A 25,913-nucleotide genomic window follows, 5' to 3' on the forward strand; every position below is an offset into this window, starting at 1 on the left:
TAAGAAATTGAGACTCTAAATTTGTTTGCGTCACTTAGTAAACTAAGCTTCGCTGTTAGAACTCAATCTGTACGAGTGCCCACACAGATGATTGCTTTATATTGTTAAAGAACGTTTTGAGATACTTTTGCGTCTCAAGGGCTGTGCATTCTACGCAAGCCGTTATTTTTGTCAACACTTAATTTTGAGAAAAGTTCATTTTTTCAAAACTCAGTTTTACTTGACTCAACCAACTCGTCGTTTCGCTTGTTTGTAAGCAGTCCGCCGTGTCGATGGATGCGCATTATAGGGAGATCAGAATTGAGATCAACTGTTTTTTGAAGTTTTTATGAAAAAAATGACTGTTCGAGCAAAATACGAACGAAACGGGCAAAAAGAACACTAAAAAAGGCCCTTCTGGGCCTTTTCTGTTTATTTAACTATAAGCTTCCAACCTGCTTTTGCTTGTAGCTTGGTCTCTAATTGCAGTTCACTGGCCATTAATGGGTGATATTTTAACCAATCGCCATCAAATGTCAGTGTAAGGGTGTTTTCATTAACACTAAGATCGAGTGCTGGCAGTACATCATCTTGGCGACGCATTGATAAGATCACTGCGATCCGAACAATTCTTGTCAAACATTCAGCTAATTGTTCATGACATCCTAGGTATGCAAAGCTGTTTTTTACCAGATCTGCACGATGCGCATTCGCTACAGCAGTGATCAGCTTATGCTCAGATTGTGAAAAACCTGGCATATCGGTGTTTTCTATAATGTAGGCTGTGTGCTTATGATAAAGTTTATACTCTATTAATAAACCTATCTCGTGCAACTTCGCTACCGTTTTTAATAACGCAATTGCGTTGTTATCAATTGACTGCCACTGCCCCTTTACACTCTTTGCTAATTGCTCAGTAAGTTGTGCAACTCGGCAGGCTTGATTTACATCGACATGATAACGAGCCATTAATCCATCAACCGTACGCTTACGAATATCGTGGTTATGTAGCTCTGGTACCATGCTGTAAAGCACACCTTCACGCAATGCGCCGCGAGCAAGACCCATCTGCTTTATAGCTAATGATTCGAATAAGGCGATTAAAATTGCAAGTCCAGATACAAACACAAGGCGGCGTTCTTCACTTAAACCTGGAAGCTCAAGATCTGCAATTGTTTCAAATTGCACTGATTGCTCTTTGATGGCATACAATTTATCAAGCGTTAAGAGTTCATCTTGGTTTTGCGCAACCATGATCTCTTGAATTGCTTGCACTGTACCAGATGCTCCACTCGCTATTTGCCAGCCTGCCGCTTTATATTCATCAACAATTTCAGCAATCACATCTCTGGCTGCTTGAATCGCGGCTGCAAAATTTTCGTTACTCAGTTTTTGATCTTTGAAATAGCGCTCTAAAAAGGTGACACAGCCCATATGTAGGCTTTTATAGTGCAGTGCGTCAAAACCTTTACCTATAACGACCTCTGTACTCGCCCCACCAATATCGATAACAAGTTGCTTTCCACTACAAGCTGATGTGTGCGCCACGCCTTTGTAAATCGTTTTGGCTTCTAGCTCACCACTGATGACATTGATTTTATGACCAAGGATTTGTTCAGCCTTTTGCTTAAACACATCGGCATTGGTAGCAAGACGCAAAGTTGCTGTTGCAACAATGGTAATGTTTTTCTTTGGTATGTCTTGTAAACGTTCTGCGAACAAGGCTAGGCATTCCCAACCTCGCTGCATGGCTTCTGAGCTTAGGACGTTGTTTTCATCAAGCCCTGCTGCAAGCCTTACTTTACGTTTGACTCGACCGATCGTTTGTAGACCGCCAGCAATTGATTTGGCAATCAGCATATGAAAGCTGTTCGATCCTAAATCGATTACTGCATACACATTTTTTTGCGGTTGAAATTGCCCCACCGTTCAAAAACCTCTAGTTACTACTAAGTCTTCAATGACGGTCGTTTATCACGACCGTGATTTCTGGTAACTATTATTTGGTCGACGTCCGTTGTTATTACGATTACGTGGGCCTGTAGAATAGTTCCGCTTTTTCTGAATAGTAGGCTTAGTTAAATCATCAAGCAATGCACTTTTATCATAATGTGATAATGGAATGCTGTGTTCTATATATTGCTCAATTTCGTGGAGATTATAGGCATACTGTTCACAGGCAAAGCTAATAGCGTGTCCTGAAGCACCAGCACGTCCGGTACGACCAATGCGGTGTACATAGTCTTCACAATCATCTGGCAAATCAAAATTAAATACATGACTTACTTCTGGGATATGTAAACCACGAGCTGCAACGTCTGTTGCCACTAAGAAGTCTAAATCGCCTTTGGTAAATTGAGCCAAAATTGATTGACGCTTTTTCTGGTTTACATCACCGGTTAATAATCCAACTCGATGACCATCCGCTTTCATCCATGCGTAAACATTTTCACAACTGTGTTTCGTATTTGCAAACACAATTGCTTTCTCAGGCCATTCTTCTTCAATTAAAGTTAACAGTAACTTAATTTTATCGTCTTGAGATGGATGAAATAGCTCTTCTTGAATACGCTTACCTGTTTTAACGTCAGGTTCAATTTGCACATGCTCTGGGTTAGTCATGTGTTCAAACGCTAATTCCTGCACACGATAAGATAAGGTTGCAGAGAATAATAAGTTTAAACGCTCTGAGGTTTCAGGCATACGTCTAAACATGTAGCGGATATCTTTAATAAAGCCTAAATCGAACATACGATCTGCTTCATCAAGCACCACAACTTCAATTTCATTTAGGGTGTAACAACCCTGTTTATACAAATCGATAAGGCGTCCAGTCGTTCCAATTAAAATATCAACGCCTTTTTCTAGTTGTGCACGTTGTTTTTCGTAATCTTCGCCACCATATACTAAACCTAAGTTAAGATTACAGTGTGGCGCTAAAATTTTTGCATCTTTGTGTATCTGAATCGCCAGCTCCCGAGTTGGGGCCATGATCAGGGCTCTTGGATGTTTACTAGGTGCTTTGCTAGATTGTAATAACCGATGGCACGTGGCTGTTAAAAACGCCAACGTCTTGCCTGTACCTGTTTGTGCTTGGCCCGCAATATCACGGCCTTCACAAATAAAAGGTAGGCATTTAGCTTGAATGGGTGTGCAATATTCAAACCCATTTTCGGTTAAACCGGCAACCACTTCCGGTGCGATAGCAAAGTCTGAAAACTTTTTATCGGTCAAATGTGTCTTAGTCATAGCGTTTAAGCATAACGTTTAAACTTGCAATAAGAAACAAGAGTGTTTAAATACGCATTAAATATTTCGCCTAACTTATCGGAGATCGCAATGAGCGAGAAAATTATTCAATTAACTGACGATAGCTTTGAAGCTGACGTACTACAATCAGACAAACCTGTACTTGTTGATTTTTGGGCTGAATGGTGCGGACCTTGTAAAATGATCGCCCCTATTCTTGACGAAGTAGCTGGCGAGTTTGATGGCCGTGTAACTATCGGTAAATTAAACATTGACCAAAATGCGGGCACACCACCTAAATTTGGTATTCGTGGAATCCCAACACTTCTTCTTTTCAAAGATGGTCAGGTTGCAGCAACTAAAGTAGGTGCACTTTCAAAAACTCAATTAGTTGAGTTTTTAGAGAACAACATCTAACTGAAAATGTAAAAAAAGGGCTTTTTGCCCTTTTTTTAGCTTTATTTTGTTTAAAGACTGGACGCCTTGCTAGTGACCTGCTAGTTTATAAAGCCAACTAATCCTTAGTTATACCAACAAACCTCACTCATGTATCAAACTATGATTTTGAGTATGATAATTGTAATAAAGAACCCACCAATATGCATTTACGCGAATTAAAAGACAAGTCTATAAAAGAGCTTGTAAACTTAGCTGAGTCCATGGGGCTCGAAAACGTAGCCCGTTTAAGAAAACAAGACATTATTTTCGCCATTTTGAAAGCACACGCTAAAAGCGGTGAAAATATTTATGGCGGCGGTGTATTAGAAATCTTACAAGATGGCTTTGGTTTCTTGAGATCATCTGAAGCCTCATATTTAGCCGGACCTGATGATATTTATGTATCTCCGAGTCAAATACGTCGATTCAGCATGCGTACTGGTGACTCAATTTCAGGCCTTATCCGTCCACCAAAAGATGGTGAACGTTACTTCGCACTACTTAAAGTCAACGAAGTAAACTTCGACAAACCTGAAAACTCTCGCACTAAAATCCTTTTTGAAAACCTTACCCCACTCCACGCAAACGAACGTTTACGTATGGAACGTGGTAATGGTAGTACAGAAGATATCACTGCTCGTGTACTTGATTTAGCATCACCTATTGGTAAAGGCCAGCGCGCCCTAATCGTTGCACCGCCTAAAGCGGGTAAAACAATGCTACTGCAAAATATTGCGCAGTCAATCAGCTACAACCAACCAGACTGTGAGCTAATGGTGCTTCTAATTGACGAACGTCCTGAAGAAGTAACTGAGATGCAGCGTCTTGTTAAGGGTGAAGTTATTGCTTCAACATTTGATGAGCCAGCAAGCCGTCACGTTCAAGTAGCCGAAATGGTAATTGAAAAAGCGAAGCGCCTTGTTGAGCACAAAAAAGATGTGGTTATCTTATTAGACTCAATTACGCGACTTGCTCGTGCATACAATACGGTTATTCCTTCATCTGGCAAGGTATTAACAGGTGGTGTGGATGCTAACGCATTACACAAACCAAAGCGTTTCTTCGGTGCAGCACGTAATGTAGAAGAAGGCGGTAGCTTAACGATTATCGCAACAGCGCTTATTGATACAGGCTCTAAAATGGATGAAGTAATCTACGAAGAGTTCAAAGGCACAGGTAACATGGAACTACACTTAAATCGTAAGATTGCTGAAAAGCGTGTATTCCCTGCGATCGACTTTAACCGTTCAGGTACCCGTCGCGAAGAGTTACTGACTAAGCCAGATGAACTACAGAAAATGTGGATCTTACGTAAGATTGTTCATGAGATGTCAGAAATTGACGCAATGGAGTTCTTAATTGATAAGCTTTCTATGAGCAAAACCAATGATGAATTCTTCGATTCGATGAAGCGTCAATAAGCAGCTTTCAAAATCAAAAAAATGCCTGTTTTATACAGGCATTTTTTTTACTTAAAAGTACGGTTGAAGCGCTATTCAACTATAAATAACTCCGTAATATAGTTGGTATTTAGTTGGGTTTTGTTCTATAAGTTATAGGATTAAAAGGTAAGGATTTTTCAATGACCCGCATTAAAGTAGCAGTCGCTCTCTTTGTCATCAGCTTACTAAGTAGTATTGCTAGTTTTATTATTTTTGAACTATCAATTGTCGCGATGGCAGTAATCGGCTTAACGGTCATTGTTCCTTGGCTTATTTTAATTACCTTTATTTATTTAAAAGACGCGCAGCAACAAGATCACTTAAGTTATTTTGTTTCTAATATCACTTCTGATCAGGGTATCGACTTTACTTTTCGTTTTGATGAAAACGACAATAAATTACCTGAAGCCTGCCACATATTAAACGCGAGTTTAACTATGGTTGAGCATATGTTAGGAGAGATATATGCGTCATCTGCCCGCTTATTACCTATGGCTGATGCGTTACGTGACACCTATGCATCAATGACCCAAAAAGCAACAATTCAAGATGCGCATGGTGTTGATTTAGCAGAGACAATAAAGCGAACGATTGAAGTATCGAAAGAACTTGACCGTAGCCTTGAAGAAATATTTCACTCGGTCTCTGATGCAACAAAGTCTGTGCAACAAACTCGACTTGATGCCGACAAAAGCCAAGCTAGCCTTATGAAATTGGCCGACAATATCAACCAAACTAGTGAACAAATTATTTTACTTAAACAAGATAGTGATGCAATTGGCTCTGTAATTGATGTGATTAACAGTATAGCTGAACAAACAAATCTGCTAGCTCTCAATGCCGCAATTGAGGCTGCACGTGCTGGTGAGCAAGGGAGAGGGTTTGCCGTTGTGGCTGATGAAGTACGAAACTTAGCAGCACGCACCAGTAAATCAACCCAAGAAGTTCGTGAGATGGTAGCGAAAATTCAACACAGTACAGAAAAAGCCAACCAATTGATGCAAACAGCATTAAAAGAAACACAGCGTACTGTTGAACTATCAGAAGCATCAACCAAAGAAACGAATAAAATAGAACAGGCTATGTTAGCAATTAACGCGTTTTCTGAGAGCGTGCATGAACAGGTTGCCTTACAAAGCCAAATGTCAGATGAAGCACAAATGAGTATTGATGCTATGGTTGAGCTAAATTCTGACGCATTATCAAGTTCACAAATACAAGCTGTCTCAAGCAAAGATTTAGTGCGTCTAGCGCATGTTATTGATGATAAACTTTCAATGTTTAAGATCACACACCCAGAAACAAGTAGTGAACAACGTATCGATCGCTCTCGCTATGAAACAACTCAAAATAATGATTCAGAACAAGCTCAAGATGGTGATGTAGAGCTATTCTGATCAGCTAATGCACTGTTGAGTTGCTCAAGTAAACGATCAACTAAATTTGTTAAATCTGAGAGTTGGTTATTTTTTAAAGCTGACTCTAAGGCAAAGGCACTTTTCGCGATATGCTCCATGGCAAACATTTTAGCTGCTCCGCCAATACGATGTGCATCTTGCTGAAGATTAAATAAATCATATTCAGCCAAATGCAATTGAATAAGCGACGCTTCTTGGTTAAAACTTTGAATAAAGCTAGTTACTAAATCACTAATATCGTGACTTGCTTTTGTGCTTTCTGCGGTATTTTTACAATGCTTGGCAAGCTGCGTAAAAAAGACATTTTTGTCGATAGGTTTAGCAAGATACCCTGTAAAACCGGCCTGCAAGTACGCTTCTATTTCATGGCTTATCGCATTAGCAGTTAAGGCGTAAATTGGTTGGGTAAAGCCCGACTCTTTCAATAACTTAAGGGCACTTAACCCGTCTAAAACTGGCATCTGAATATCAAGAAGCACTACATCTGGAAACTCTATTAAACATTGCTCAACCGCTTTTGCACCGTTATCAACAGCAATTACATCTAACCCCATTGACTCTAAATAACGGCGAATTAAACGACGGTTATCGGCATGATCTTCTGCAATCAATACCTTTCCAGATAATCCTTTTAGTGATTGCGGTAAGTCACTTCCGTATTTGCTATTGGCATCAGTTTGACTGGGTTCATGTTCTTTACATGGCAAATAGAATGCAAACACGCTACCTTTATTGATTTCGCTCTCGACACTAATATAGCCGCCCATCATGATTGCGAGTTGTTGTGATAAGCTAAGCCCTAGCCCCGTACCACCAAACCGTCGACTAATGCTATTGTCTCCTTGACTGAAGCACTCAAAAATAAGTTTCAGCTGGCTAGCATCCATGCCAATCCCCGTATCACTTACCTGAAAGCAAATACCTTGTTGCGTCTGTGTGACCTGCAGCTCGACTTCACCTTGATGGGTAAATTTAATGGCATTCGCACATAAGTTGATCAAAATTTGTTTTACCCGCGTAAAGTCTAACCGGGTAATAAACTGTTCACCTAATTGGTTATGAAATGCAAATTTCAGCCCTTTCGCTTTTGCTTGACCACTTAGCATTGAATGAACATCATTTAATAAGCAAACTAAATCACCTTCTTTTAAACTCAACTCAAGTTTATTCGCCTCAATTTTACTAATATCAAGCACATCATTTATGAGGTCTTTTAAGTGTTCACTTTGTTTATGAATAACAGCAAGTTCATCATTGAGTTGCTCTGGTTTATAAAAACCATTCATTAGGGTATCTGTTTGTCCCAAAATAGCCGTTAATGGTGTGCGGATCTCATGGCTAATATTAGCTAAAAATTGACTTTTAATTTCATTTGCACTGCGCAGCTTTTCTGCGGTTTCTTCAAGCTCATTGGTGCGCTTTGCAACCATCAATGAAAGTTGCTCTTTCGCTCCTTTTTCGATCATACGTCGATAAATGGTGATGCCCGTCACGACCAGCATAATAAATAAAATAAACAGCATGATGGCAAGTTGTCTTTGCTTTGACATTTCAAGCTCTTGCACTCGCTGTTTTTGTTTTAAATCAATAATTTCCTGAGTCAACTGACTGGCATTAATTCGACTGTGAAGCTCACCTAGGGATCTTAGAAGTCGCTCATTGTTTGCGGCCTTTAAGGTTCGAACGAATTGATCAAAATGAGCTACCGCGCTGGTGAAATCTCCTTGGCCTGCTTTGATCAATGCATTCATTCCAATGCCATCCTGCACTCTCAGATCATCTTTATATTTTTTGGCCATCTCAATTGAGGTGGTCAGTGTTACTTCCGCTTGTGTTAGCTTACCTTGTAAGAGTTCAATTTTAGCTCTTGATAATAATCCCGCGAGCTCTAACGTTTTGTTATTTATTTGTTCTGCAAACTCGATGGCCTTATCAGCATGGCTTAGAGCCAGTTCTAAATCACCTGTTCGTAAGTAAACGTTAGCAATATTGACGTGACGAGAGGATAAGTAATAGGCATCATGTGTTTTTTGGTAATAACGTAATGCACGCTGATAATAATGTAATGATAATTGATATTGTCCAAGCTCAGAGTAAGCAACGCCCATATTACCATATGACTGAGCAACACCTTCTTCATCACCTAATTTCTCGAATATCTTTAGCGTTTCTCTATACATATCTAAAGCAATATCGTAACTCGATAAGCGAATATAAAGACCCGCTATGTTATGCAAAATATCAGCTTTATCTTGCGCGCTACCATACTTTTCGTAGATAGATTTAGCGCGCGTGTAATAATCAAGTGCTTTGCTCATATCCCACATATCAAAATAAGCGAGACCTATATTACTCAGTAAGTTAGCCTCTGAAATAGGCGCATTCATTTTTTCGGCAACGCGTAAAGCACGTGTATAGGATTCGACAGCTTGTTGGATAAGACCTTGATAATAATAGCTAACGCCTTGCATCTTGATTGCACGAAAATAACTGTCTGGTTGAGCTTCAAAAGAGGTCGACTTCTCAGCTAGTTGATAGTGTTTAAATGCTGCGGCAAATTCTTTATTTTCTAGAGCCGTATCTGCTAACTGCAATTGTATAGCCAGCTTTTCATCAGCGCTAATAGTGGTATCTGCAAGTAATTGTGTCGCTAATTGCTGCTTTTCATCTAATTTTTGTGATTGATTAAATTGCTCTAGTAATGAACCTGAAGCATAACTAAACGTAGTCATCAGCACACTACAGCATACTAATGCCGAATGTATTAACCTGAGACTCAATAATGTGCGCATATGTTTATATCCCTAAATATCAACATAGTCCGAGGAAAAAACTAAATCGTAGCTCGGCTAAATGCCTTCCTTGATGAAAATATAAACATAGTTTCAGTAAGGCAGCTGTGATAGCGTATATAGTTTTAGATTACATAAAGATTGGCCTGCTAACAATGCTTAACCCACTGATAGATGAGATTTTTTACCTCATTCTGAAACAGCCTATCTGGAAAGTCCATACGCTTGCGAGTGCACTTAATGATGCAGGTCATCTTAGTGTTTTAGATAAGGACCCACAAAAAGATCTTTTTAAACGTAACTTCTTAGTTATGAATGCCTTATATCAACTCCAAATACAGGTTAGCCCTGAGCAACAATTGCACATAGCGGCCTTACATATTGAATTGATAAATAACAAGTGTGAAAAGGTGCTAGAAAATACTGATCCTTTGCGGGAGTATTATTTAGATTGGCAAAACTACGACACAACAAGTGATGAAATTGATGCGCTATTAAATGAGTTTTGGCAGCGCTTTGCTACATTCAACAGGCATACTACTTCTGCAAATCTTACAAAAGAGCAGCTTTTACAAATACAAAAAGCATGGCAGTTGCCCGCTAACTTTTCACTAAAAGAATTACAAAAGCGCTGGCGACAACTGGCTTTAAAGCATCACCCAGACCGTCAAGGCTGTGCGATTCAGTTTAAAAAAATACAACGTGAGTATGAGCAGCTAAAAGCTAGCTGCTCGTAAACTTTAAACTTATCGACTTAAACGACGCGCACGAATCTTACGTTTTTTGATATTTCCTTCGGTCAATTTGCGCAGTGCTGGTTTGGCTGCTGTTCGCTCTACAGCGATAAAAGCCACGTTATCAAGTACATTAATTTTACCCACCTGATGACCTGCAATACCTTCTTTACCCGTTAAAGCACCTAAAATATCGCCAGCACGAATTTTTTGCTTCTTACCTGCATCGATCATGATGGTCGCCATCGTAGGCTTGTAGGCCGGCTTTTCAAGTAAGCTAAAAGGAGGTAGTGGCTCAGGGTTGAAGTCGCGTTCGTAATGATCACCGATTTGTGCCACTTTAAATTGCTCAGCCTCACCATAAATAGAACATGCAATGCCTTTTTTACCTGCTCGACCTGTTCGACCAACGCGGTGAACATGAGTTTGTGGATCATGTGCTAAGTGATAATTTACAACCATATCCATGTCGTTAATATCTAAGCCTCGTGCAGCAACATCCGTCGCCACCAAGATACACGCGCTTTTATTAGCAAAACGAATTAAAGTACGTTCACGTTCGCGTTGATCTAAATCACCGTGTAAAGCAACGGCACTAAAGCCTTCAGCGTATAGGTCATCACAAATTTGCTGTGTTTCAACCTTAGTATTACAAAAAACCACACAGCTTTCTGGCTGAAACTTCAAAAGCAACAGCTTCAGCGTATTAAAGCGCTGCTTGTTATTATCAAGCTTGTAAAAGTATTGTGTGATCGTGCTTTTTGTTTGCTCTTCTTCAACCTTAATCATTTCAGGGTTGCTTAAAACTCGCTCAGCAATCGCTGCTATTGATTTTGGATAAGTCGCACTAAACAACAAGGTTTGGCGTTGATTTGGAATACATTCAACAATGGCATCAAGAGTATCTTGAAAGCCCATATCAAGCATTTGGTCAGCTTCATCTAATACCAATGTTTCAACGTCATCTAAACGCAATGTGCCCTTACGAATATGATCATCAACACGACCTGGTGTGCCAACAATAATATGAGCGCCATGCTCTAGTGAACCAATCTGTGGACCAATAGATACACCACCGCATAAAGTTAAAACTTTAATATTATGAATGCCGCGAGCAAGCTTACGGACTTCTTCTGCAACTTGCTCTGCCAGTTCGCGGGTTGGACATAAAATAAGTGATTGAATGCGAAAACGTTTCACATTTAACTTAGCCAACACACCTAAGCTAAACGCGGCCGTTTTACCCGACCCTGTTTTTGCTTGAGCAATGATATCTTTGCCTTGCAAGATCACTGGTAAACTTTGCGCTTGTACCGGTGTCATTTGCGCATAACCTAAAGTCGATAAATTATCGGTTAACTCTTTCGGCAAAGCCAAAGATGAAAAAGCAGTAGCAGTCACAGTAATATTCCAAACTTGATAATTGAGGGACATCCTCGAAGATGCAGTGGATCATAGCAGAGAATGCATTGTTTCTCTAAACGAAAAGAGCTATCTACAAACTTAATTCATATTTAGTTACAGTTTGCGGCTTCCTAACTCAGCGTGTTTGTTCTAATTTATTGAAAGCAACCTTCAGGAAGAAACTATGCTTTTATTTAACACCGCCGCTGCTGATGTTTTTTACAAAAAGCAAAAAACGTGTCCTCATTGTCATAGCGAGCACTTCTCACTGAGTAATCACAGTAAAGTACTGCGCTTTAGTATTTTGCCAATTATTCCATTATCAATTAATTATCAGCACCAATGCGATGCTTGTGGCTACACATCAGCTGTATCTTGGTATTCTCTTCCCCCCCTAGAGCTGGCTTCTTTCATAAAATATTTTATTGGCTTGGTATTAATAGTTTATATTTTAACGAAAGCAATACTTGGGATACATGAGCAAGCAGATAATGAAATTCGCTACCTGAATGAACCAAAAAAATTCGACACCTATTTTGTTTATTCCGACAAATTTACTGGTGAACCAAAACGTATAAATAATCTGAAAGTAGCCCAACTCGTTGAATTTGATGACAAGAGCATGACTTTTCGAGTTGCTAACTACACTTACAAGTACAATAAAGACATCGAGATTGCGATGCGTACCAGCATGCTAGTGCAAGATGATTACTTTTCGAGTAAAACCATGACCTTTACTAAACAGCAAGTAAAGCAGTTTTATGAAGACAACAGCATATACAAAATAATGCGACCAGAGCTATATAGCTTGTATGGTGGTTTTGTTATGCACCCCCCGAAACCTAAGCCTTTGTATGCAGGCGTTAAGCTTGATAAACATAACCAACAAGGCATCACCTATTTTAAAGATGGCCAGTTTAAGGAAGCACTGGAAAGCTTTACACTCTCTGCCAAAGGAGGTTATTCATGGGGTCAATTAAACTTGGGTCAGATGTATCGAGATGGCCAAGGTACAGAAATCAATAACGAAAAAGCAGCTTACTGGCTTAACAAAGCCACCTTACAAGGGAATCCGAAAGCGAAGATTGAACTCGCAGAGCTATGCTTGAGTTACGATTGTAGTAAACTGGACACTCAATAATCAATTACCATAAACATCACTGAGAAGAAACCAAGCTAATAATATGACTCTCGCTATTTACTTTGACTTTGTTATGTTATAACATTTTTGTGTGGCGCAGTATTTATATTATTTTGTTGGTTTTATAAATGCGTGTTAGCAAAAGCAGAGTCACTCTCCCTACTCTGTTTTAAATTGCAACTGGGCTGTATTACTTAGTGAACGAATCGTCTTTTGAGTTTGTATAACTTGAAGGAAGACCTTGCACACTAGCACGCTTACGTTCCCGTGCTAAATCCTTGCCGGCGAGGTTTCTCGCCGGCATTTTTTATTTAAAGTTTTAAATGATCATTTAAGAACGCCAATACCTTTTTATAGTAAAGAGTACGGTGCTCTTCTTTATAAAAGCCATGACCTTCATCATCTAATAGTTCATAAATATAAGGATGATTCTCTTTCTTTAAAGCCGAAATTAACGACTCAGCTTGCTCTATAGGCGCCCTTTTATCTTCGCCACCATGAACAATTAATACCGGGGCTTTCAACTTTTCTACATTGTAGCTAGGTGAAAAACGCTTTAACTCTTCTTCATCCTCACCTAATACTACTTCTAAGAAACGTTGCCCGCTATCACGTTCTGATACATCCCCTTCATCAAACATGAGTGGTAAATCATATACACCTACAACCCCAATCGCACACTGGAACATATCAGGTTCCAAGATCGCACTTTGTAACGCGGAATATCCACCAAAGCTGGCACCCATAATGCAAATGTTACTTTTATCAACAGTACCATTCGAAATAAGATATTTTACCCCATCAATGATATCGTATTGAATTTCCCGCCCCCACTTGCGATGACCGGCACGTTCAAAATTTCGTCCAAAACCACCTGAACCACGAAAGTTAACCTTGAGTACAGCTATTCCTCTACTCGCAAGCAGCTGAGCTGTTGAATCATATCCCCACCAATCTCTAGGACCATGAGGACCACCATGCGGCATTACTACTAATGGTAAGTTTTTTTCTTCAGCATTATTCGGAATAGTTAAGTAACCGTAGATAGCTAGTCCATCACGTGCTGTAAAATTGATAGGCTTTGTAATCGCCATTTGACTAGGTTTAATCCAACTTCTCGATGAGAATAGAAAACCGAGATTATTCGTTTTTGCATCAAATAAATAATAACTGCCTGGGTTAGTATCGCTTGAAGCAAAAATGACGCTCTTATCACCATTTACGGTACTGCTAACTAATTGAACCTGCTGACCTTCAAGTACTTTCAAAAGAGCTTTTAGCTGCTGACTTTTCTTAGAGTTATTACCAACAAATGAATAGGTTGGATAGCCTAATTCATGCTCGACAGCAAAAAGCTCTTTTGAGACTTCATCCACCCATACTTGCTTGGGTGAAACACTCTTTTCTTTGTGAATTAGATCAAGTTGTTTAGTTTTAAGATTTAATCTATAAAGCCCTTTAGCTTCTCCATTAACAGAAGCCGTCACATAAGCAGATCCATCTGTGCTATCAAAAGCATGCAACCCAACATCACTATATGAAACGTCCTTTAAGTTGAGCTCTTCCCACTCACCACCTGATTTAGGACGGATATATATTTTTGGATTAATATAATCATCAGTCGAAGCAGATACTCTTACGTTACCTTCATGATCAGTCAGAAAACTAGCCATCCTTGAAGGTGAACGTGTGATCCTTTTTCTTGACCCTCGATAGACATCTACTTCATATACAATTGTGTGAGGTTCGTTGGCAGCTGTCCATGGAATGGTTAAAACTAACATTTTACGCTTATTTTCTACCAGTGGATCAAGCACATAAGATGTCCCTAATACAGGGGTTGCCTTTTTAATTCTCGTACCTGTTTGCCTTTCACCTTGATAACCAACCAAGTACTTCCATTGACTGCCATCTGCGTTTACACCAAGCAACTCACCATGGTATTCAGGATGATCTTTCCAACCTTTTAGGTACTCTTTGGCTAATACAATACGCTCTTCATTCACCCAGTAATAGTTGCCGACTTGAGCATTACCAGGAAAGTGGATGGCATGAAGCACTTTAAATGTATCTGTATCCAGTATCATTAAAGCATTCTTGCCTTCAGGTTGTGTGATTACTGCTAAATACTTACCGGTAGGAGAAATTTTAACACCTGTGAATTCACTTGCTTTACTAAAGTTTTGAATATCAAGTAATTCAGATTTGGCATTAGTAGTAAAGCTAAGTAGCAAACAAGAAATAACGATTATTAATCTGCTCATAAAATTCCTTTTATATCTTAATTGTTAATAAAGATACTAAAAAGTTAACAATGGGTACACCCTCAACGCGTAGCTACTTTGAAATTTTCTTGAAAAGACTAACGAATATGACAATCACAACCCCTGCAACAACTCCCAACAAACCATCAAAAATAACCGGCGAAACCAGCTCACCCGTTTTACCAAGTAAACCCGTTACAAACTCAGTACTACCCTGCTGGGCGTGATGTAAAAGAGGGATACCATGTACCAATATGCCACCGCCAACTAAGAACATAGCAACCGTTCCTGCAAAGGCTAAAAAGCGCATTAGTTTAGGTGCTGCAGCAACTAAAAACTTACCCACTAGCTCTTTAAATTTACCGCCACTTTGCTGCGCTTTTTGCAGTAAATACAAACCAGCATCATCAAGTTTGACAATGCCTGCAACCAACCCATACACGCCAATGGTCATAATAATTGCAATTACACTGAGCACTAAAGCTTGATTTACCAGCGTTGCACCAGCAACCGTGCCTAATGTTATAACGATAATTTCTGCAGAGAGGATAAAATCAGTACGGATAGCGCCTTTAACTTTTTGCTTTTCGTATTCTTGCAAGTCTTGCTGCTCAACCAGTTGCTCACCTTCGTGACTATCGTGACCAAACAGTTTTTCGATAATTTTCTCAGCTCCTTCGAAGCACAAAAACAGCCCACCAATCATTAATAAAGGAGTAATAAGCCAGGGCAACCAAACACTAATCAACAAAGCTGCTGGCACTAATATGGCCTTATTAATGAATGAGCCTTTTGCTACCGCCCAAACCACTGGTAATTCTCTATCAGCAGTTACCCCTGTCACTTGCTGGGCATTAAGAGCTAGATCATCACCTAACACCCCTGCTGTTTTTTTTGTTGCGACTTTACTCATAGTCGCAATATCGTCTAAAAGAGTTGTAATATCATCAAGTAAGGTTAATAAATTAGTGCCAGCCATGGTGGTTCCTTGCCCATTAAGTACACTGTCAACATAACTTATCCAGCCATTTTCACCAACGGTTAATTTTTCTTTGTTAGGCTTAGAGTTCATTCAAAAACAGGGGTGTTTCCATGAACAAACAACTTCTCTCAGGGCTCGCTTTAGTCACTTTGTGCGCGTGTGCTGAGCAAGCCACGGCAAACAACTATCTATGTGATAATGGCTTAACTGCGAGTATTGTTGATAATAATGAAGACGAAGCAACGCTTTCATTCGTCGATAATACTTACACTTTATATCGAGAAGTCAGTGGTTCAGGCGTAAAGTACAGCGATGACCATGTGTTGTTTTGGTCTAAAGGCGACGAAGCCATGCTTATTTTGAAAGGAAAAAAATATCATTGTCAGCTAAAGCAAAGCTAACCAAACTGTCGCGGCTAAATTCGCTTAATTAATGGTTTTGAGTATAATAGCGACAATTTATTTAGCGTTTAAGCGACCAGAATGAAATACAAAGATCTTCGCGAATTTATCGAGCTACTAGAACAAAAAGGTGAACTTAAACGGATCAAACAAGAAATCGATCCCTACCTTGAAATGACCGAAATTGCTGACCGTACATTGCGTGCAGAAGGCCCTGCTCTGCTATTCGAAAATCCTAAGGGTCACTCTATTCCTGTACTTGCTAACCTATTCGGTACGCCAAAGCGAGTGGCAATGGGAATGGGTCAAGATGATGTCAGTGAGCTGCGCGAAGTCGGTAAGCTATTAGCCTTTTTAAAAGAGCCTGAGCCACCTAAAGGCATTAAAGAGGCACTAGGCCAAATCCCGGTATTCAAACAAGTGTTGAATATGCCCGCTAAAGAAGTAAAAAAAGCACCATGTCAGCAAGTCATACTTGAAGGTGATGATGTCGACTTAACCAAGTTGCCTATCCAACATTGCTGGCCAGGTGATGCAGCACCTTTGATAACATGGGGCTTAACGGTTACTAGAGGACCTTATAAAAAACGCCAAAACTTAGGTATTTACCGTCAGCAGCTACTGGGTAAAAACAAAATTATTATGCGTTGGTTATCGCACCGTGGTGGCGCATTAGATTTTCGTGAATGGTGTAAAGAGCACCCAGGCGAACCCTATCCTGTATCGGTCGCATTAGGGGCAGACCCTGCAACAATCCTAGGCGCTGTAACGCCAGTACCTGACACCCTAAGCGAATACGCGTTTGCGGGCTTACTACGCGGTAGTAAAACAGAAGTTGTTAAGTCGATTTCAAATGACCTACAAGTGCCTGCTACCGCTGAGTTCGTACTTGAAGGCCATATTATGCCGGGTGAAACAGCCCCTGAAGGCCCATATGGCGATCACACAGGTTACTACAATGAAGTAGACGAGTTTCCGGTCATGACGGTGACTCACATCACGCATCGTGAAAACCCGATTTATCACAGTACCTACACAGGCCGTCCACCAGATGAGCCGGCGGTACTCGGGGTTGCCTTAAACGAAGTGTTCGTGCCAATTCTACAAAAACAATTTCCTGAAATTGTAGATTTTTATCTACCACCTGAAGGGTGTTCATACCGAATGGCGGTGGTCACGATGAAAAAACAATACCCGGGTCATGCCAAGCGTGTGATGATGGGGGTATGGTCTTTCTTACGTCAATTTATGTATACCAAGTTCGTGATTGTTTGCGATGACGATGTAAACGCACGCGACTGGAACGACGTAATTTGGGCAATCACTACGCGTATGGATCCTGCGCGCGATACAACGTTAATTGAAAACACACCGATTGATTATTTAGACTTTGCATCGCCAGTTTCTGGTCTTGGCTCAAAAATGGGCATGGATGCAACCAATAAATGGCCTGGTGAAACAGATCGTGAATGGGGTGAGCCCATTGTTATGGATCCAAAAATCAAAGAACGTGTTGATGAATTATGGGACAGCTTAGATATTCTCTAGGCTGTGTCTATGTTAAACTGCTCAAAATTTAACGGTTATGAGTGCGATTCATAACCGAATTTGCTTCTGTGCTTATAAAGGTAAACTATGCAAACATTACTCGCTGACGTTGTTGCGATCAGCCCGCTTACAGACCACGTACATAAGGTCATTTTGAAACCACAGCAACCTGTGTCATTCGAGGCAGGCCAATATATGCAACTTGTATTAGGCGAAAAAGATAAGCGTGCCTTTTCTATTGCTAGCCGTCCGTCGCAAACTGAGCAAATTGAACTACACATTGGTGCCTCAGGTGCTGATTCATACGCGATGCAAGCGCTTGATCATTTGCGTCAAGCACATGCTCAGCAACAACAAGTTAATGTTGAAGTGGGTCTAGGCATTTCGCAACTTCGTGTAGAGGGTGAGCGTCCTATTATTCTACTTGCTGGCGGCACCGGTTTTTCTTATGCCAAATCAATGGCTGATCACCTTGCAGAAATAGGCTGTGAGCGCCCGGTATTATTCTACTGGGGTGTACGTGAGCAAGCTGCGCTATATGCGCATGACGAAATGCAAGCATGGGCAAACAGTAACCCTCATTTCCAATACATTCCTGTAGTTGAAAATGCGTCGCAAAGCTGGACAGGCAAAACTGGTTACGTTCACAAAGCCGTTATGGCAGATATCGTGTCGCTAGAACCATACGATATTTACATGGCAGGTCGCTTCGACATGATTGGCGTTGTTCGCGATGATTTTATTAATCATGGTGCGGTACGTGAGAACATGTACGCCGATGCATTTGCATTCATTAAATAACTAACTCATACCGGTTATTTTTAAGGCATCCAATTGGATGCCTTTTTTATTTGTTTTACCTATCGCCTTAATCCGTCTAAACGATTTCACAAACTGCATTTCCTTGACCATACTCTGATTAGAATAACGATGGGGAGAGACCCAAATGCTAAATACAAAAGTACAAGACTTTATGCAACGTAAGTTGCCACACATTACGCCTGAAACTGAAATGACCACCGCGATTAGCGAGCTGCAAAAGTTTAAATTACTAGGCGCACCTGTATTCGATGACAACAAAAGCCTAGTTGGCTTTATTTCTGAACAAGAGCTGCTGCAACCGCTCATGCAAAACAGTTATTTCTGTGATGGTGTAGTGAAGGTAAAACAGCTAATGCGCACCGATGTTGTCACGGTAAGTAGCGATCAAAATATCATTGAGCTGGCAGATAGCATGCAAACTGGAAAGCCAAAAAACTACCCGGTTATCGAGGATGGTAAGGTTGTTGGCATGATCAGCCGGGGAGACGTGCTCAAAGCATTGTATGAAAACTATGTCTCATGCCAAGAGCACCAAGTGTAAGTTAGCTGCTTAACGATTAGCAGCTAACTGTTTTAAAGCAGCTTTATCAGCATCGCTTAAATAAGCAATTTCAAGCGCATTAGCTTGCGCTTTTTCCATATCGGCTTGGCTTAAGCCTGCCGCAGGTGCTGCTACTTGATACTCATACGCTATTTCAATACCTTCAACTGCTGGATCATCAGTATTAATTGATGCCAAAATACCATGGTCTAAGAAGGTTTTTAACGGGTGTTTTGCAAGCTCAGCAACAGTGCTGGTTTGAATGTTACTGGTTAAGCAAGACTCAATACCAATGCGCTTATCACGTAAGTGATCCATAAGCGCTGCATCTTCAATCGCTTTTACACCATGGCCAATACGCGTTGCACCAAGCTCGTTAATTGCTTGCCAGATACTTTCGCTACCACGCGCTTCACCAGCGTGAATAGTAGCAGCTAAGTATGCATCGTGAACTTGCTTAAAGTGATCAACAAATAACTCACCCGGAAAACCAATTTCATCACCAGCTAAATCAACAGCAACTAAATCATTTTTAAAAGCAAGTAATGCATCAAGCTCTTGCTGACAAATTTTAGTGCCATAAGTACGCGACATAATGCCGATTAAGTTGGCTTTAATTGGTGCGTTTTGACACGCACTCCTAACACCATCAACCACCGCTTCTACGACACCTTGCGGGTGCAGTCCTTGGCTTTGTGCCATATAATATGGACTAAAGCGAAGCTCTACGTAATCTAGGCTTTGTGCAATAGCATCTTCAACGTTCTCGATGGCAATACGACGACAGGCATCGTAATCACCGAGTACTTTTACACCCCAATCTAATTTCTGTAAAAAGGCGACAAGATTTGGTTCAGGGTCAATAACCTGAACATGAGGGATCAGCGCCTCTACTGTATCTGCAGGTAATTCAAGATTAAACTGACGACCAAGTTCTAAGATCGTTTGTGGGCGAACATTACCGTCAAGATGACGATGAATATCAAGCAAAGGAAGTGTCTTGTTGATCATAATTAGTACTCAGTTCAGAAAATTTTCGCGGATCATACGTACCCACAACGATAATTCAAGTGTAGATGAATATATTTACTTTTAAGAGGTCAATTGTCTGCTTTATAAAGCACTTTTGCCGTGCAGATGCTGCCACAATGTTTTAAACAATTTATCAGCGTCAATTGGCTTAGTTAGGTAACCATTCATGCCACTGGCGAGGCCTTTCTTAAGGTCATCATCATGGGCATTTGCCGATAAGCCAATAATCGGTAACTCGGAGATCAGCAGCTCATTGCGAATAACCTTAGTCGCTTGCAGACCATCCATGTTAGGCATTTGAATATCCATTAGTACAAGGTCGTAGCTTTTTTCACTAATCATCTTAATAGCTTCGTGGCCATCTTTTGCTATATCAGGCTGACAGCCTTTGGTTTTTAAAATAGAGCTAGCGACATGCTGATTTAGCGGGTTATCTTCAACTAAAAGTATTGCGTAATCTGCGAATGATAATGAGCTGACATCAATATCAGCAACCTCATCATCACTTTGGATAACCTCTGATAAAGGTGACTCAAAAGGGATTGAAATAGTAAACGTTGAACCTTGCCCTTCAACGCTTTGCAAACTGATACTGCCACCCATCATCGAAACCAATTTTTGGCAAATACTTAACCCTAAACCTGTGCCACCAAAACGGCGTGAGGTTGAACTATCTGCTTGCGAGAATGGCTGAAATAATCGCTGTTGCGCTTCTTTGCTAATACCAATACCGGTATCAATAACACTAAAGTAAGTAAACTCACGCTGTTGCCAAATACGTAGAGTGATATGCCCCTGTGGTGTGAATTTAACAGCATTATTTAATAAATTTAACAGCACTTGTTTTAACCGAATAGGATCGGTGTAAATCTCTAACTGCGAAGAGCTGTCGTAATCAACGTCAAACTCTAAAGAGCGAGTGTTCAATTCAAATTGCAGCAAGTTACAGACTTCACTAACAAGCGCATTAACATCGATTGGCTCTTGATGCATTTCCAAGCGCCCAGCTTCTATTTTAGAAAAATCTAAAACATCATTAATAACTCTTAATAGTACATTCAATGCACCATCGGCTTGATCAATATAACTACGTGCTTGCGGCCAATCTTGCTCTTGCATAGCCAAGTAGTGCAACCCCTTAATACCATTAATAGGAGTGCGTATTTCATGGCTCATATTCGCCAAAAATTCACTCTTAATTTGACTGGCTTTATCCGCTTTTTGTTTTTCTTCACGAAGGCTTTGGGTTTGTTTTGCTACTTGCTGACGAATTTGAATATTAGTACCGGTTACTGAAATCAAAAAGGTGATCAATAACCAAACAAACAGCATACCGACTATTTGTGCAAGCCAATAAGGCAACCAAGACGATTGCGCGACTGACTCCCATAATTTCACCTGCCAGACACGCTCACCAATAATAAAATTAAAGCTCGCAATGGCCGTTGTTCCAACACGTTGAGGGTTATAAATTTCGACAGGGTTACTGCCGTCGGTAACGTCATAGAAGCTGGCATCAATCTCTGTGTTCTGATTAAAGTTTAGTGTTTGCGCCAGCAACTCTAAATTAACCACAGCAACAACATAACCTCTAAACCCGACTTGATGATTTATGTCTGAATAAACAGGGTTAAAGAACAAGACTCCTTTATCGTTACCATCACCTTGCATCAAGGTAATAGGCTCACTCACTGTGACATTTTTTATTAAACGAGCGTCTGTCAGTGCCTGCCTGCGCAGTTCATGGGAGGCTAAATCAAAACCTTGTGCGGCCTCGTTGCCTTGCAATGGGTGGATATATTGCACCGGAAAATAAATAGCACGCTGACTTACCGCTTGCCATTGTCCCGCGGAATTTTTCTCTTTGATATAGTAATTAGGCCCAAGCTCTTCGCGCAGCAAATTTTGGTAATTATCCAATTGTGAATTAATCACTTTTGGTGCCCACTCAAACGCTATTATCTCTTTACTGTATTGCAGCTGTCTTGAGGTAAAGCGCTTAAACTCTGCAAAATCAACTATGTCACTACTTGCAAAAAAGGTTGCCAATAACGACAGATGAGACTTAATTTCATCAATTTTGTGTTCAAGATTGGTTTTTATTGCACTTACTTTTGCTTCTTTGCGCTGTAAATCTTTCTCCTTTTTAACACTTGCTGCGCCATAAAAGCTGACACAAATAATCATATAAATTAATAGTGAAGGAACAATAATTTGTAGTCGCTGCCGTGCATGATTATAACTAAATGCCGCTAAAACTAACGGAGTAAAAATGAGTACTCCGATACTGTCACCAATCCACCAAGCAATAAAATTATTAAGTGCCGCGTAGCTAGGAATCACATTATTGATGACCAACAGCGCAGTACCTGTCGATGCTGCGATAAGACTGCAAAGTGGGCCGCCAATGATTAACCCTTGCACACTTTGTTTTAGCGAAGATAGTTCAAGAGGACGTTTTACAACATGAATAATAATGTAATAAGCCAACCAGGCTTGGAAAGTAGATGCTGCTGTTACCCCAATGGCTTGTAACATAACTTGCCAATGTAAAATATCAGTAACTTTATCGAGATGGATAAGGTTGACTAAGAAAGCCCCCAACAACACCCCCGGCAAGGCACGGTTTCGACTAAGTAAGATACTGGCCAGAGCTATACCAGAAGGGGGCCATGCTGCAACAGCATAGCCGTCGATAGCCAAAAGAGAATTACTTAAATACCCTGTTAGAAAATAAGCGAAAGCGATACTTAGTGTCAGCGCAAATAAGTTTTTCAAGCCATCGCTCCTGTGCAGGCTAAGCCAAAATTACTGATACAGTACCAGGGCCTTATCTGGTTGAGCACTTTTACTATAGCTTAGCACTGCTTGCTGCAAATACTCGTCGCGATTATCTGCATTAAGCGCTTTATCAAATACTCGTGCAGCTAAGTCGTACTGGCCATGAGCATTTGCTAAACATGCTAAGGCTAAAAGCAGGTCTGTATTTTCGGTGTCTTTTTTTAATATATCTTGCAAGCTTGTTTGCAGTTTGAGTGCATCACCCGCCGTGCTAGCTCGTAAAATACGTGCTAAATCTTTATGCTGAAGTGGTTTTTTTAGCATTTTGATTAAGCTTAGCTCAATTTTATTAAGATCACCCACGCGCGCCATAGCTGAAAAATAGCTCACTTCAGCTAACGGCTTTAAGTTCTTGGCTAATTGCTCATAACGTGTTGTTAGCTCACTGCTAGGTTGCGCAGAAAAATAATGGTCAAATAGCTGACGCCATTCGTTATCTGAAAGTGCTGTTTTACGTAATAAGCGAGGCATAAATTCATTAAGCGCCGACCACTTTTTCTCTTGCATCAGGACGTGAGCATACATTTTAAGTTCTAAACTAGAGGCTTTTTTACGCTCTGCCAAGGCTTTAAGGTCAGCAAAAATAGTACTCGTCTCACCACTTGCAACCCATAAGTTAGCTACTTTTAGCTGCTTGTCTTGACTGATTTTATCAAGGTAACTAATTGCTTGTTCACGGTTGTTATTTGCCAATGCTGCTTTGGCAAGTAAAGCATAACGCACATCATTCCATTGCTCTGCCACACTATTATTTTCAAGTGCTAACTCAAGTTCAGTGTAATCGTTATTGATTAAACTCCATATACCTTGTTCAATCGCAGCATGTTTGCGCTCTTCACTTCGAGCAAAAAAACGATGTCGCGTATGACTATACAAAGACCACAAATAACGCACCAATTTATAAAGCAAGAATATCGCAGCAAAAGCCAACAAAACTAACGCAGTGACGCCCCAAATAGTGCCTTCAACCGTGGTATTGTTAAAAGCAATAAGCACATAGCCTTTTTGATCAATAAAAAAAGGGGCTATTCCTAAGCAAGCAGCAATAGCGATGATTATCAATAAGAAGCGGATCATTGTGCCCACTCCTTCACCTGCTCAGTACTTTGCAGTGACACTTTAGGGCTGAAATCGAGTTGCTCTTTTGAAAGTGAAGTTAAGCTAGTTAATACCGCTTTAGTGACTGCATCATCTTGTTTAAAGTAATCTTTCACTAAATCATGCGCTGCATCAACTGCACTAAAGTACACACTGCTTTGTTTTGTTAATACGGCGTCTTGCGCTTGTGCGATATATAAACTTAGGCGTTGTTTTACTAAATGACGCTCTTGTTCACTTAAAAATGGCGCAACAACCATGTCTTCACGAGTACGAACTGTGACAAAGAAGTCTTTAAATTGCTGCCAAGATTTTGCAAGGTTTTGACGCCACTCACTGACGTTTTCACTAAGCTGATTTGGATCTTCTTGTTTTACTTCTTCAGGTAGAGAAATAGCATTAAATGCCAACTCAGTCACTTGCTGATTGATTCCGTGCAGCTTTAAATAAATGGCTTCTACAGCAACTGGCTCAATGGCATTTAATGTTTGCAAATCTTGATGAATTGCTTGGCGAATAGCCCCTGTTCCAGGATGCTCAGCAAGCAAGCTATCTAAACGAGATAATACAGCAGCAGCACCTTGGTAGTCGTGCTCAGCCCAGAGTTTAAACTCAGCCATACGCTGCAAGCTTGTGACTTCTTGCGGATTAAGTGTAAAAGTTTGCTGCTCGGCACGCTTTAAAGCCGCTTGCAGCTGCTGCTGCGTTTGTTCAGCACTTTCATTCAGCGCATCAGTAACTTTTTGTTCAGTATTAAATAGCGATTGCTGCAATGTTTGCTGGGCACTTTTCACCGCATCAAGCTGTTGCTGTAAACGTTGGTTTTCTGTTGTCAGCTCATTAATAGCAAGAGTAGATTGTTGATCGCCATTAAATTTATGATAAAACTCATATCCCACAGCCGAGGCAACAAGGAGTGAAATGAGTAAAGCCAAGCTCCCTGTTTTACTTATCTCTCTTTTGTGCTGAACTGCTGCTGGTTTAGCTGCAGGTGCTTTTTTGGCAGGCTCAGCGCTGGCTGGCTTTGTGGTTTGTTTTAAATCTGCTTCACTCATTTTGCTACCTTGCTTATCAATACAGGCGAACATAGCACTATCGCTTGCCCCTGCAGCAATGTGTATCTGCGTTCTTGCTACATTTTGTTGTTTTAAATAATCAGCGATACGTTCGCTGGCAACATAAAATTGTCGCGCTTTTAACCATGCTAACTGCGATTCATTGAGACCATTAAAAATGGCGTCAACAGCTGCATTACTGGTAATGACTATACCTTCTACATCAATTGTTTGCCAGTGGTCCATCCACTTACCTGGTTCACTCTCGATTGCAGTTCGTTTGTATACCACGAGCTGATTTAAAAGTGCCCCACGTTGTTTTAAGGTTTTCGCTATCGTTGTGCGCCCACCTTCACCTTTAACCAAAACAATATTATCCAACTCTACATCTTGTAGAGTTTTTAACTCGAGCAAGCCCTCTGAGTCATGGTTTTTCGGCACTGCAGCTCGACGCCCAAAGGCTTCATACACTGCATCTGCCGTTTGCTGTCCAACGGCATAAAGTTGTGCTGCTTTATTAATTGTGGGTGTGAGCTTTAACAATGCATGAACAGCATCCTGCGAGATAAAAATGATCTTATCAGCATTCTCAAGTGGTGAGAGCTCACTACTACTTGGGGTAAGATAATCAAGGGTAAGCACTGGACACTGGGTTGCTCGATAACCCGCCTGCTGAAGCGCAAGCGCAAGTTCAGTGCCTTTCCCTTCTGGACGAGTTATCAATATATGCAT

The 25,913-nt window shown here is 40.6% G+C and carries 19 protein-coding genes; 9 read left to right on the forward strand and 10 right to left on the reverse strand.

From position 1 onward, the window contains the following. Positions 1 to 411: 411 nt before the first annotated feature. Together gppA and rhlB are read right to left on the reverse strand one after the other, a co-directional pair. Positions 412 to 1,905, reverse strand: coding sequence for a guanosine-5'-triphosphate,3'-diphosphate diphosphatase (gene gppA / locus ACSFVZ_RS14290; RefSeq protein ID WP_135923183.1), 1,494 nt, complete (start codon positions 1,903 to 1,905; stop codon positions 412 to 414). 48 nt (positions 1,906 to 1,953) lie between these two features. Continuing rightward, positions 1,954 to 3,228 carry an ATP-dependent RNA helicase RhlB gene (gene rhlB / locus ACSFVZ_RS14295; protein ID WP_135923182.1) on the reverse strand — a complete coding sequence of 425 codons (1,275 nt, stop codon included), beginning with the start codon at positions 3,226 to 3,228 and terminating at the stop codon, positions 1,954 to 1,956. 90 nt (positions 3,229 to 3,318) lie between these two features. On the opposite strand from rhlB, the gene trxA reads away from it, so the two are divergent. From trxA to ACSFVZ_RS14310, 3 genes are all read left to right on the forward strand, one after another. Next, entirely contained in the window at positions 3,319 to 3,645 is a 327-nt protein-coding gene (trxA, locus tag ACSFVZ_RS14300) for a thioredoxin TrxA (protein ID WP_135923181.1), read from the forward strand. Between the two features lie 182 nt (positions 3,646 to 3,827). Then, positions 3,828 to 5,087 carry a transcription termination factor Rho gene (rho, locus tag ACSFVZ_RS14305; RefSeq protein WP_062566226.1) on the forward strand — a complete coding sequence of 420 codons (1,260 nt, stop codon included), beginning with the start codon at positions 3,828 to 3,830 and terminating at the stop codon, positions 5,085 to 5,087. 161 nt (positions 5,088 to 5,248) lie between these two features. Then, positions 5,249 to 6,505: a methyl-accepting chemotaxis protein gene (locus ACSFVZ_RS14310; RefSeq protein ID WP_135923180.1), complete on the forward strand. Its 1,257-nt coding sequence runs from the start codon at positions 5,249 to 5,251 to the stop codon at positions 6,503 to 6,505. On the opposite strand, the gene ACSFVZ_RS14315 is transcribed toward ACSFVZ_RS14310, so the two are convergent. Next, positions 6,478 to 9,258, reverse strand: coding sequence for a tetratricopeptide repeat-containing hybrid sensor histidine kinase/response regulator (locus ACSFVZ_RS14315; protein WP_435559119.1), 2,781 nt, complete (start codon positions 9,256 to 9,258; stop codon positions 6,478 to 6,480). The two genes, ACSFVZ_RS14310 and ACSFVZ_RS14315, sit on opposite strands and share 28 nt — an antisense overlap. Before the next feature lie 215 nt (positions 9,259 to 9,473). On the opposite strand from ACSFVZ_RS14315, the gene ACSFVZ_RS14320 reads away from it, so the two are divergent. Then, positions 9,474 to 10,055 (forward strand): DNA-J related domain-containing protein, encoded by a 582-nt coding sequence (locus tag ACSFVZ_RS14320; RefSeq protein ID WP_199526050.1) that lies wholly within the window; start codon positions 9,474 to 9,476, stop codon positions 10,053 to 10,055. A gap of 9 nt (positions 10,056 to 10,064) precedes the next feature. Here the strand turns inward: ACSFVZ_RS14320 and dbpA are convergent, their stop codons facing one another. Next, positions 10,065 to 11,453 (reverse strand): ATP-dependent RNA helicase DbpA, encoded by a 1,389-nt coding sequence (gene dbpA / locus ACSFVZ_RS14325; RefSeq protein WP_135923178.1) that lies wholly within the window; start codon positions 11,451 to 11,453, stop codon positions 10,065 to 10,067. 187 nt (positions 11,454 to 11,640) lie between these two features. Between dbpA and ACSFVZ_RS14330 the strand changes: the two genes are divergently transcribed. Then, a complete protein-coding gene (locus ACSFVZ_RS14330) occupies positions 11,641 to 12,597 on the forward strand; it encodes a tetratricopeptide repeat protein (protein WP_135923177.1) in 957 nt (318 codons plus the stop codon). A 311-nt stretch (positions 12,598 to 12,908) separates the two neighbouring features. Here the strand turns inward: ACSFVZ_RS14330 and ACSFVZ_RS14335 are convergent, their stop codons facing one another. After that, positions 12,909 to 14,861, reverse strand: a complete 1,953-nt coding sequence (locus ACSFVZ_RS14335; RefSeq protein ID WP_435559120.1) for an alpha/beta hydrolase family protein — start codon at positions 14,859 to 14,861, stop codon at positions 12,909 to 12,911. A gap of 73 nt (positions 14,862 to 14,934) precedes the next feature. Then, positions 14,935 to 15,840 (reverse strand): DUF808 domain-containing protein, encoded by a 906-nt coding sequence (locus tag ACSFVZ_RS14340; RefSeq protein ID WP_281547186.1) that lies wholly within the window; start codon positions 15,838 to 15,840, stop codon positions 14,935 to 14,937. 113 nt (positions 15,841 to 15,953) lie between these two features. Between ACSFVZ_RS14340 and ACSFVZ_RS14345 the strand changes: the two genes are divergently transcribed. The 4 genes from ACSFVZ_RS14345 (at position 15,954) to ACSFVZ_RS14360 (ending at position 19,155) form a co-directional block, all read left to right on the forward strand. Beyond that, positions 15,954 to 16,244 (forward strand): MliC family protein, encoded by a 291-nt coding sequence (locus tag ACSFVZ_RS14345; RefSeq protein ID WP_199526002.1) that lies wholly within the window; start codon positions 15,954 to 15,956, stop codon positions 16,242 to 16,244. A gap of 81 nt (positions 16,245 to 16,325) precedes the next feature. Further along, positions 16,326 to 17,792, forward strand: coding sequence for a 4-hydroxy-3-polyprenylbenzoate decarboxylase (gene ubiD / locus ACSFVZ_RS14350; RefSeq protein ID WP_135923174.1), 1,467 nt, complete (start codon positions 16,326 to 16,328; stop codon positions 17,790 to 17,792). 87 nt (positions 17,793 to 17,879) lie between these two features. Continuing rightward, on the forward strand, positions 17,880 to 18,593 hold the full coding sequence (gene fre, locus ACSFVZ_RS14355; protein WP_435559121.1) for an NAD(P)H-flavin reductase: 714 nt from the start codon (positions 17,880 to 17,882) through the stop codon (positions 18,591 to 18,593). 145 nt (positions 18,594 to 18,738) lie between these two features. After that, the gene (locus ACSFVZ_RS14360) at positions 18,739 to 19,155 is read left to right on the forward strand and encodes a CBS domain-containing protein (RefSeq protein WP_435559122.1); all 417 of its coding nucleotides are present in this window, start codon (positions 18,739 to 18,741) and stop codon (positions 19,153 to 19,155) included. 9 nt (positions 19,156 to 19,164) lie between these two features. On the opposite strand, the gene add is transcribed toward ACSFVZ_RS14360, so the two are convergent. The 4 genes from add to ACSFVZ_RS14380 form a co-directional block, all read right to left on the reverse strand. Beyond that, complete coding sequence (gene add / locus ACSFVZ_RS14365; protein WP_435559123.1) at positions 19,165 to 20,166, reverse strand: adenosine deaminase; 1,002 nt, start codon at positions 20,164 to 20,166, stop codon at positions 19,165 to 19,167. Between the two features lie 102 nt (positions 20,167 to 20,268). Then, positions 20,269 to 22,965, reverse strand: a complete 2,697-nt coding sequence (locus ACSFVZ_RS14370; protein WP_435559124.1) for a CHASE domain-containing protein — start codon at positions 22,963 to 22,965, stop codon at positions 20,269 to 20,271. A gap of 30 nt (positions 22,966 to 22,995) precedes the next feature. Further along, the gene (locus ACSFVZ_RS14375) at positions 22,996 to 24,105 is read right to left on the reverse strand and encodes a heme biosynthesis HemY N-terminal domain-containing protein (RefSeq protein WP_435559125.1); all 1,110 of its coding nucleotides are present in this window, start codon (positions 24,103 to 24,105) and stop codon (positions 22,996 to 22,998) included. Then, positions 24,102 to 25,913 carry a uroporphyrinogen-III C-methyltransferase gene (locus ACSFVZ_RS14380; RefSeq protein WP_435559126.1) on the reverse strand — a complete coding sequence of 604 codons (1,812 nt, stop codon included), beginning with the start codon at positions 25,911 to 25,913 and terminating at the stop codon, positions 24,102 to 24,104. The genes ACSFVZ_RS14375 and ACSFVZ_RS14380 overlap by 4 nt, the downstream gene beginning before the upstream one ends.

It is taken from the genome of Pseudoalteromonas nanhaiensis, assembly GCF_051235485.1.
Taxonomy (GTDB): domain Bacteria; phylum Pseudomonadota; class Gammaproteobacteria; order Enterobacterales; family Alteromonadaceae; genus Pseudoalteromonas; species Pseudoalteromonas lipolytica_C.

Coding starts and splice junctions, on each gene's coding strand:
- trxA (WP_135923181.1), top strand. CDS start 3,319: ATGAGCGAGAAAATTATTCAATTAACTGACGATAGCTTTGAAGCTGAC.
- ACSFVZ_RS14380 (WP_435559126.1), bottom strand. CDS start 25,913: ATGCATATATTGATAACTCGTCCAGAAGGGAAAGGCACTGAACTTGCG.
- fre (WP_435559121.1), top strand. CDS start 17,880: ATGCAAACATTACTCGCTGACGTTGTTGCGATCAGCCCGCTTACAGAC.
- ACSFVZ_RS14315 (WP_435559119.1), bottom strand. CDS start 9,258: ATGACTACGTTTAGTTATGCTTCAGGTTCATTACTAGAGCAATTTAAT.
- ACSFVZ_RS14345 (WP_199526002.1), top strand. CDS start 15,954: ATGAACAAACAACTTCTCTCAGGGCTCGCTTTAGTCACTTTGTGCGCG.
- ACSFVZ_RS14335 (WP_435559120.1), bottom strand. CDS start 14,861: ATGAGCAGATTAATAATCGTTATTTCTTGTTTGCTACTTAGCTTTACT.
- ubiD (WP_135923174.1), top strand. CDS start 16,326: ATGAAATACAAAGATCTTCGCGAATTTATCGAGCTACTAGAACAAAAA.
- ACSFVZ_RS14360 (WP_435559122.1), top strand. CDS start 18,739: ATGCTAAATACAAAAGTACAAGACTTTATGCAACGTAAGTTGCCACAC.
- ACSFVZ_RS14310 (WP_135923180.1), top strand. CDS start 5,249: ATGACCCGCATTAAAGTAGCAGTCGCTCTCTTTGTCATCAGCTTACTA.
- ACSFVZ_RS14340 (WP_281547186.1), bottom strand. CDS start 15,840: ATGGCTGGCACTAATTTATTAACCTTACTTGATGATATTACAACTCTT.
- rhlB (WP_135923182.1), bottom strand. CDS start 3,228: ATGACTAAGACACATTTGACCGATAAAAAGTTTTCAGACTTTGCTATC.
- rho (WP_062566226.1), top strand. CDS start 3,828: ATGCATTTACGCGAATTAAAAGACAAGTCTATAAAAGAGCTTGTAAAC.
- ACSFVZ_RS14375 (WP_435559125.1), bottom strand. CDS start 24,105: ATGATCCGCTTCTTATTGATAATCATCGCTATTGCTGCTTGCTTAGGA.
- ACSFVZ_RS14320 (WP_199526050.1), top strand. CDS start 9,474: ATGCTTAACCCACTGATAGATGAGATTTTTTACCTCATTCTGAAACAG.
- ACSFVZ_RS14330 (WP_135923177.1), top strand. CDS start 11,641: ATGCTTTTATTTAACACCGCCGCTGCTGATGTTTTTTACAAAAAGCAA.
- add (WP_435559123.1), bottom strand. CDS start 20,166: ATGATCAACAAGACACTTCCTTTGCTTGATATTCATCGTCATCTTGAC.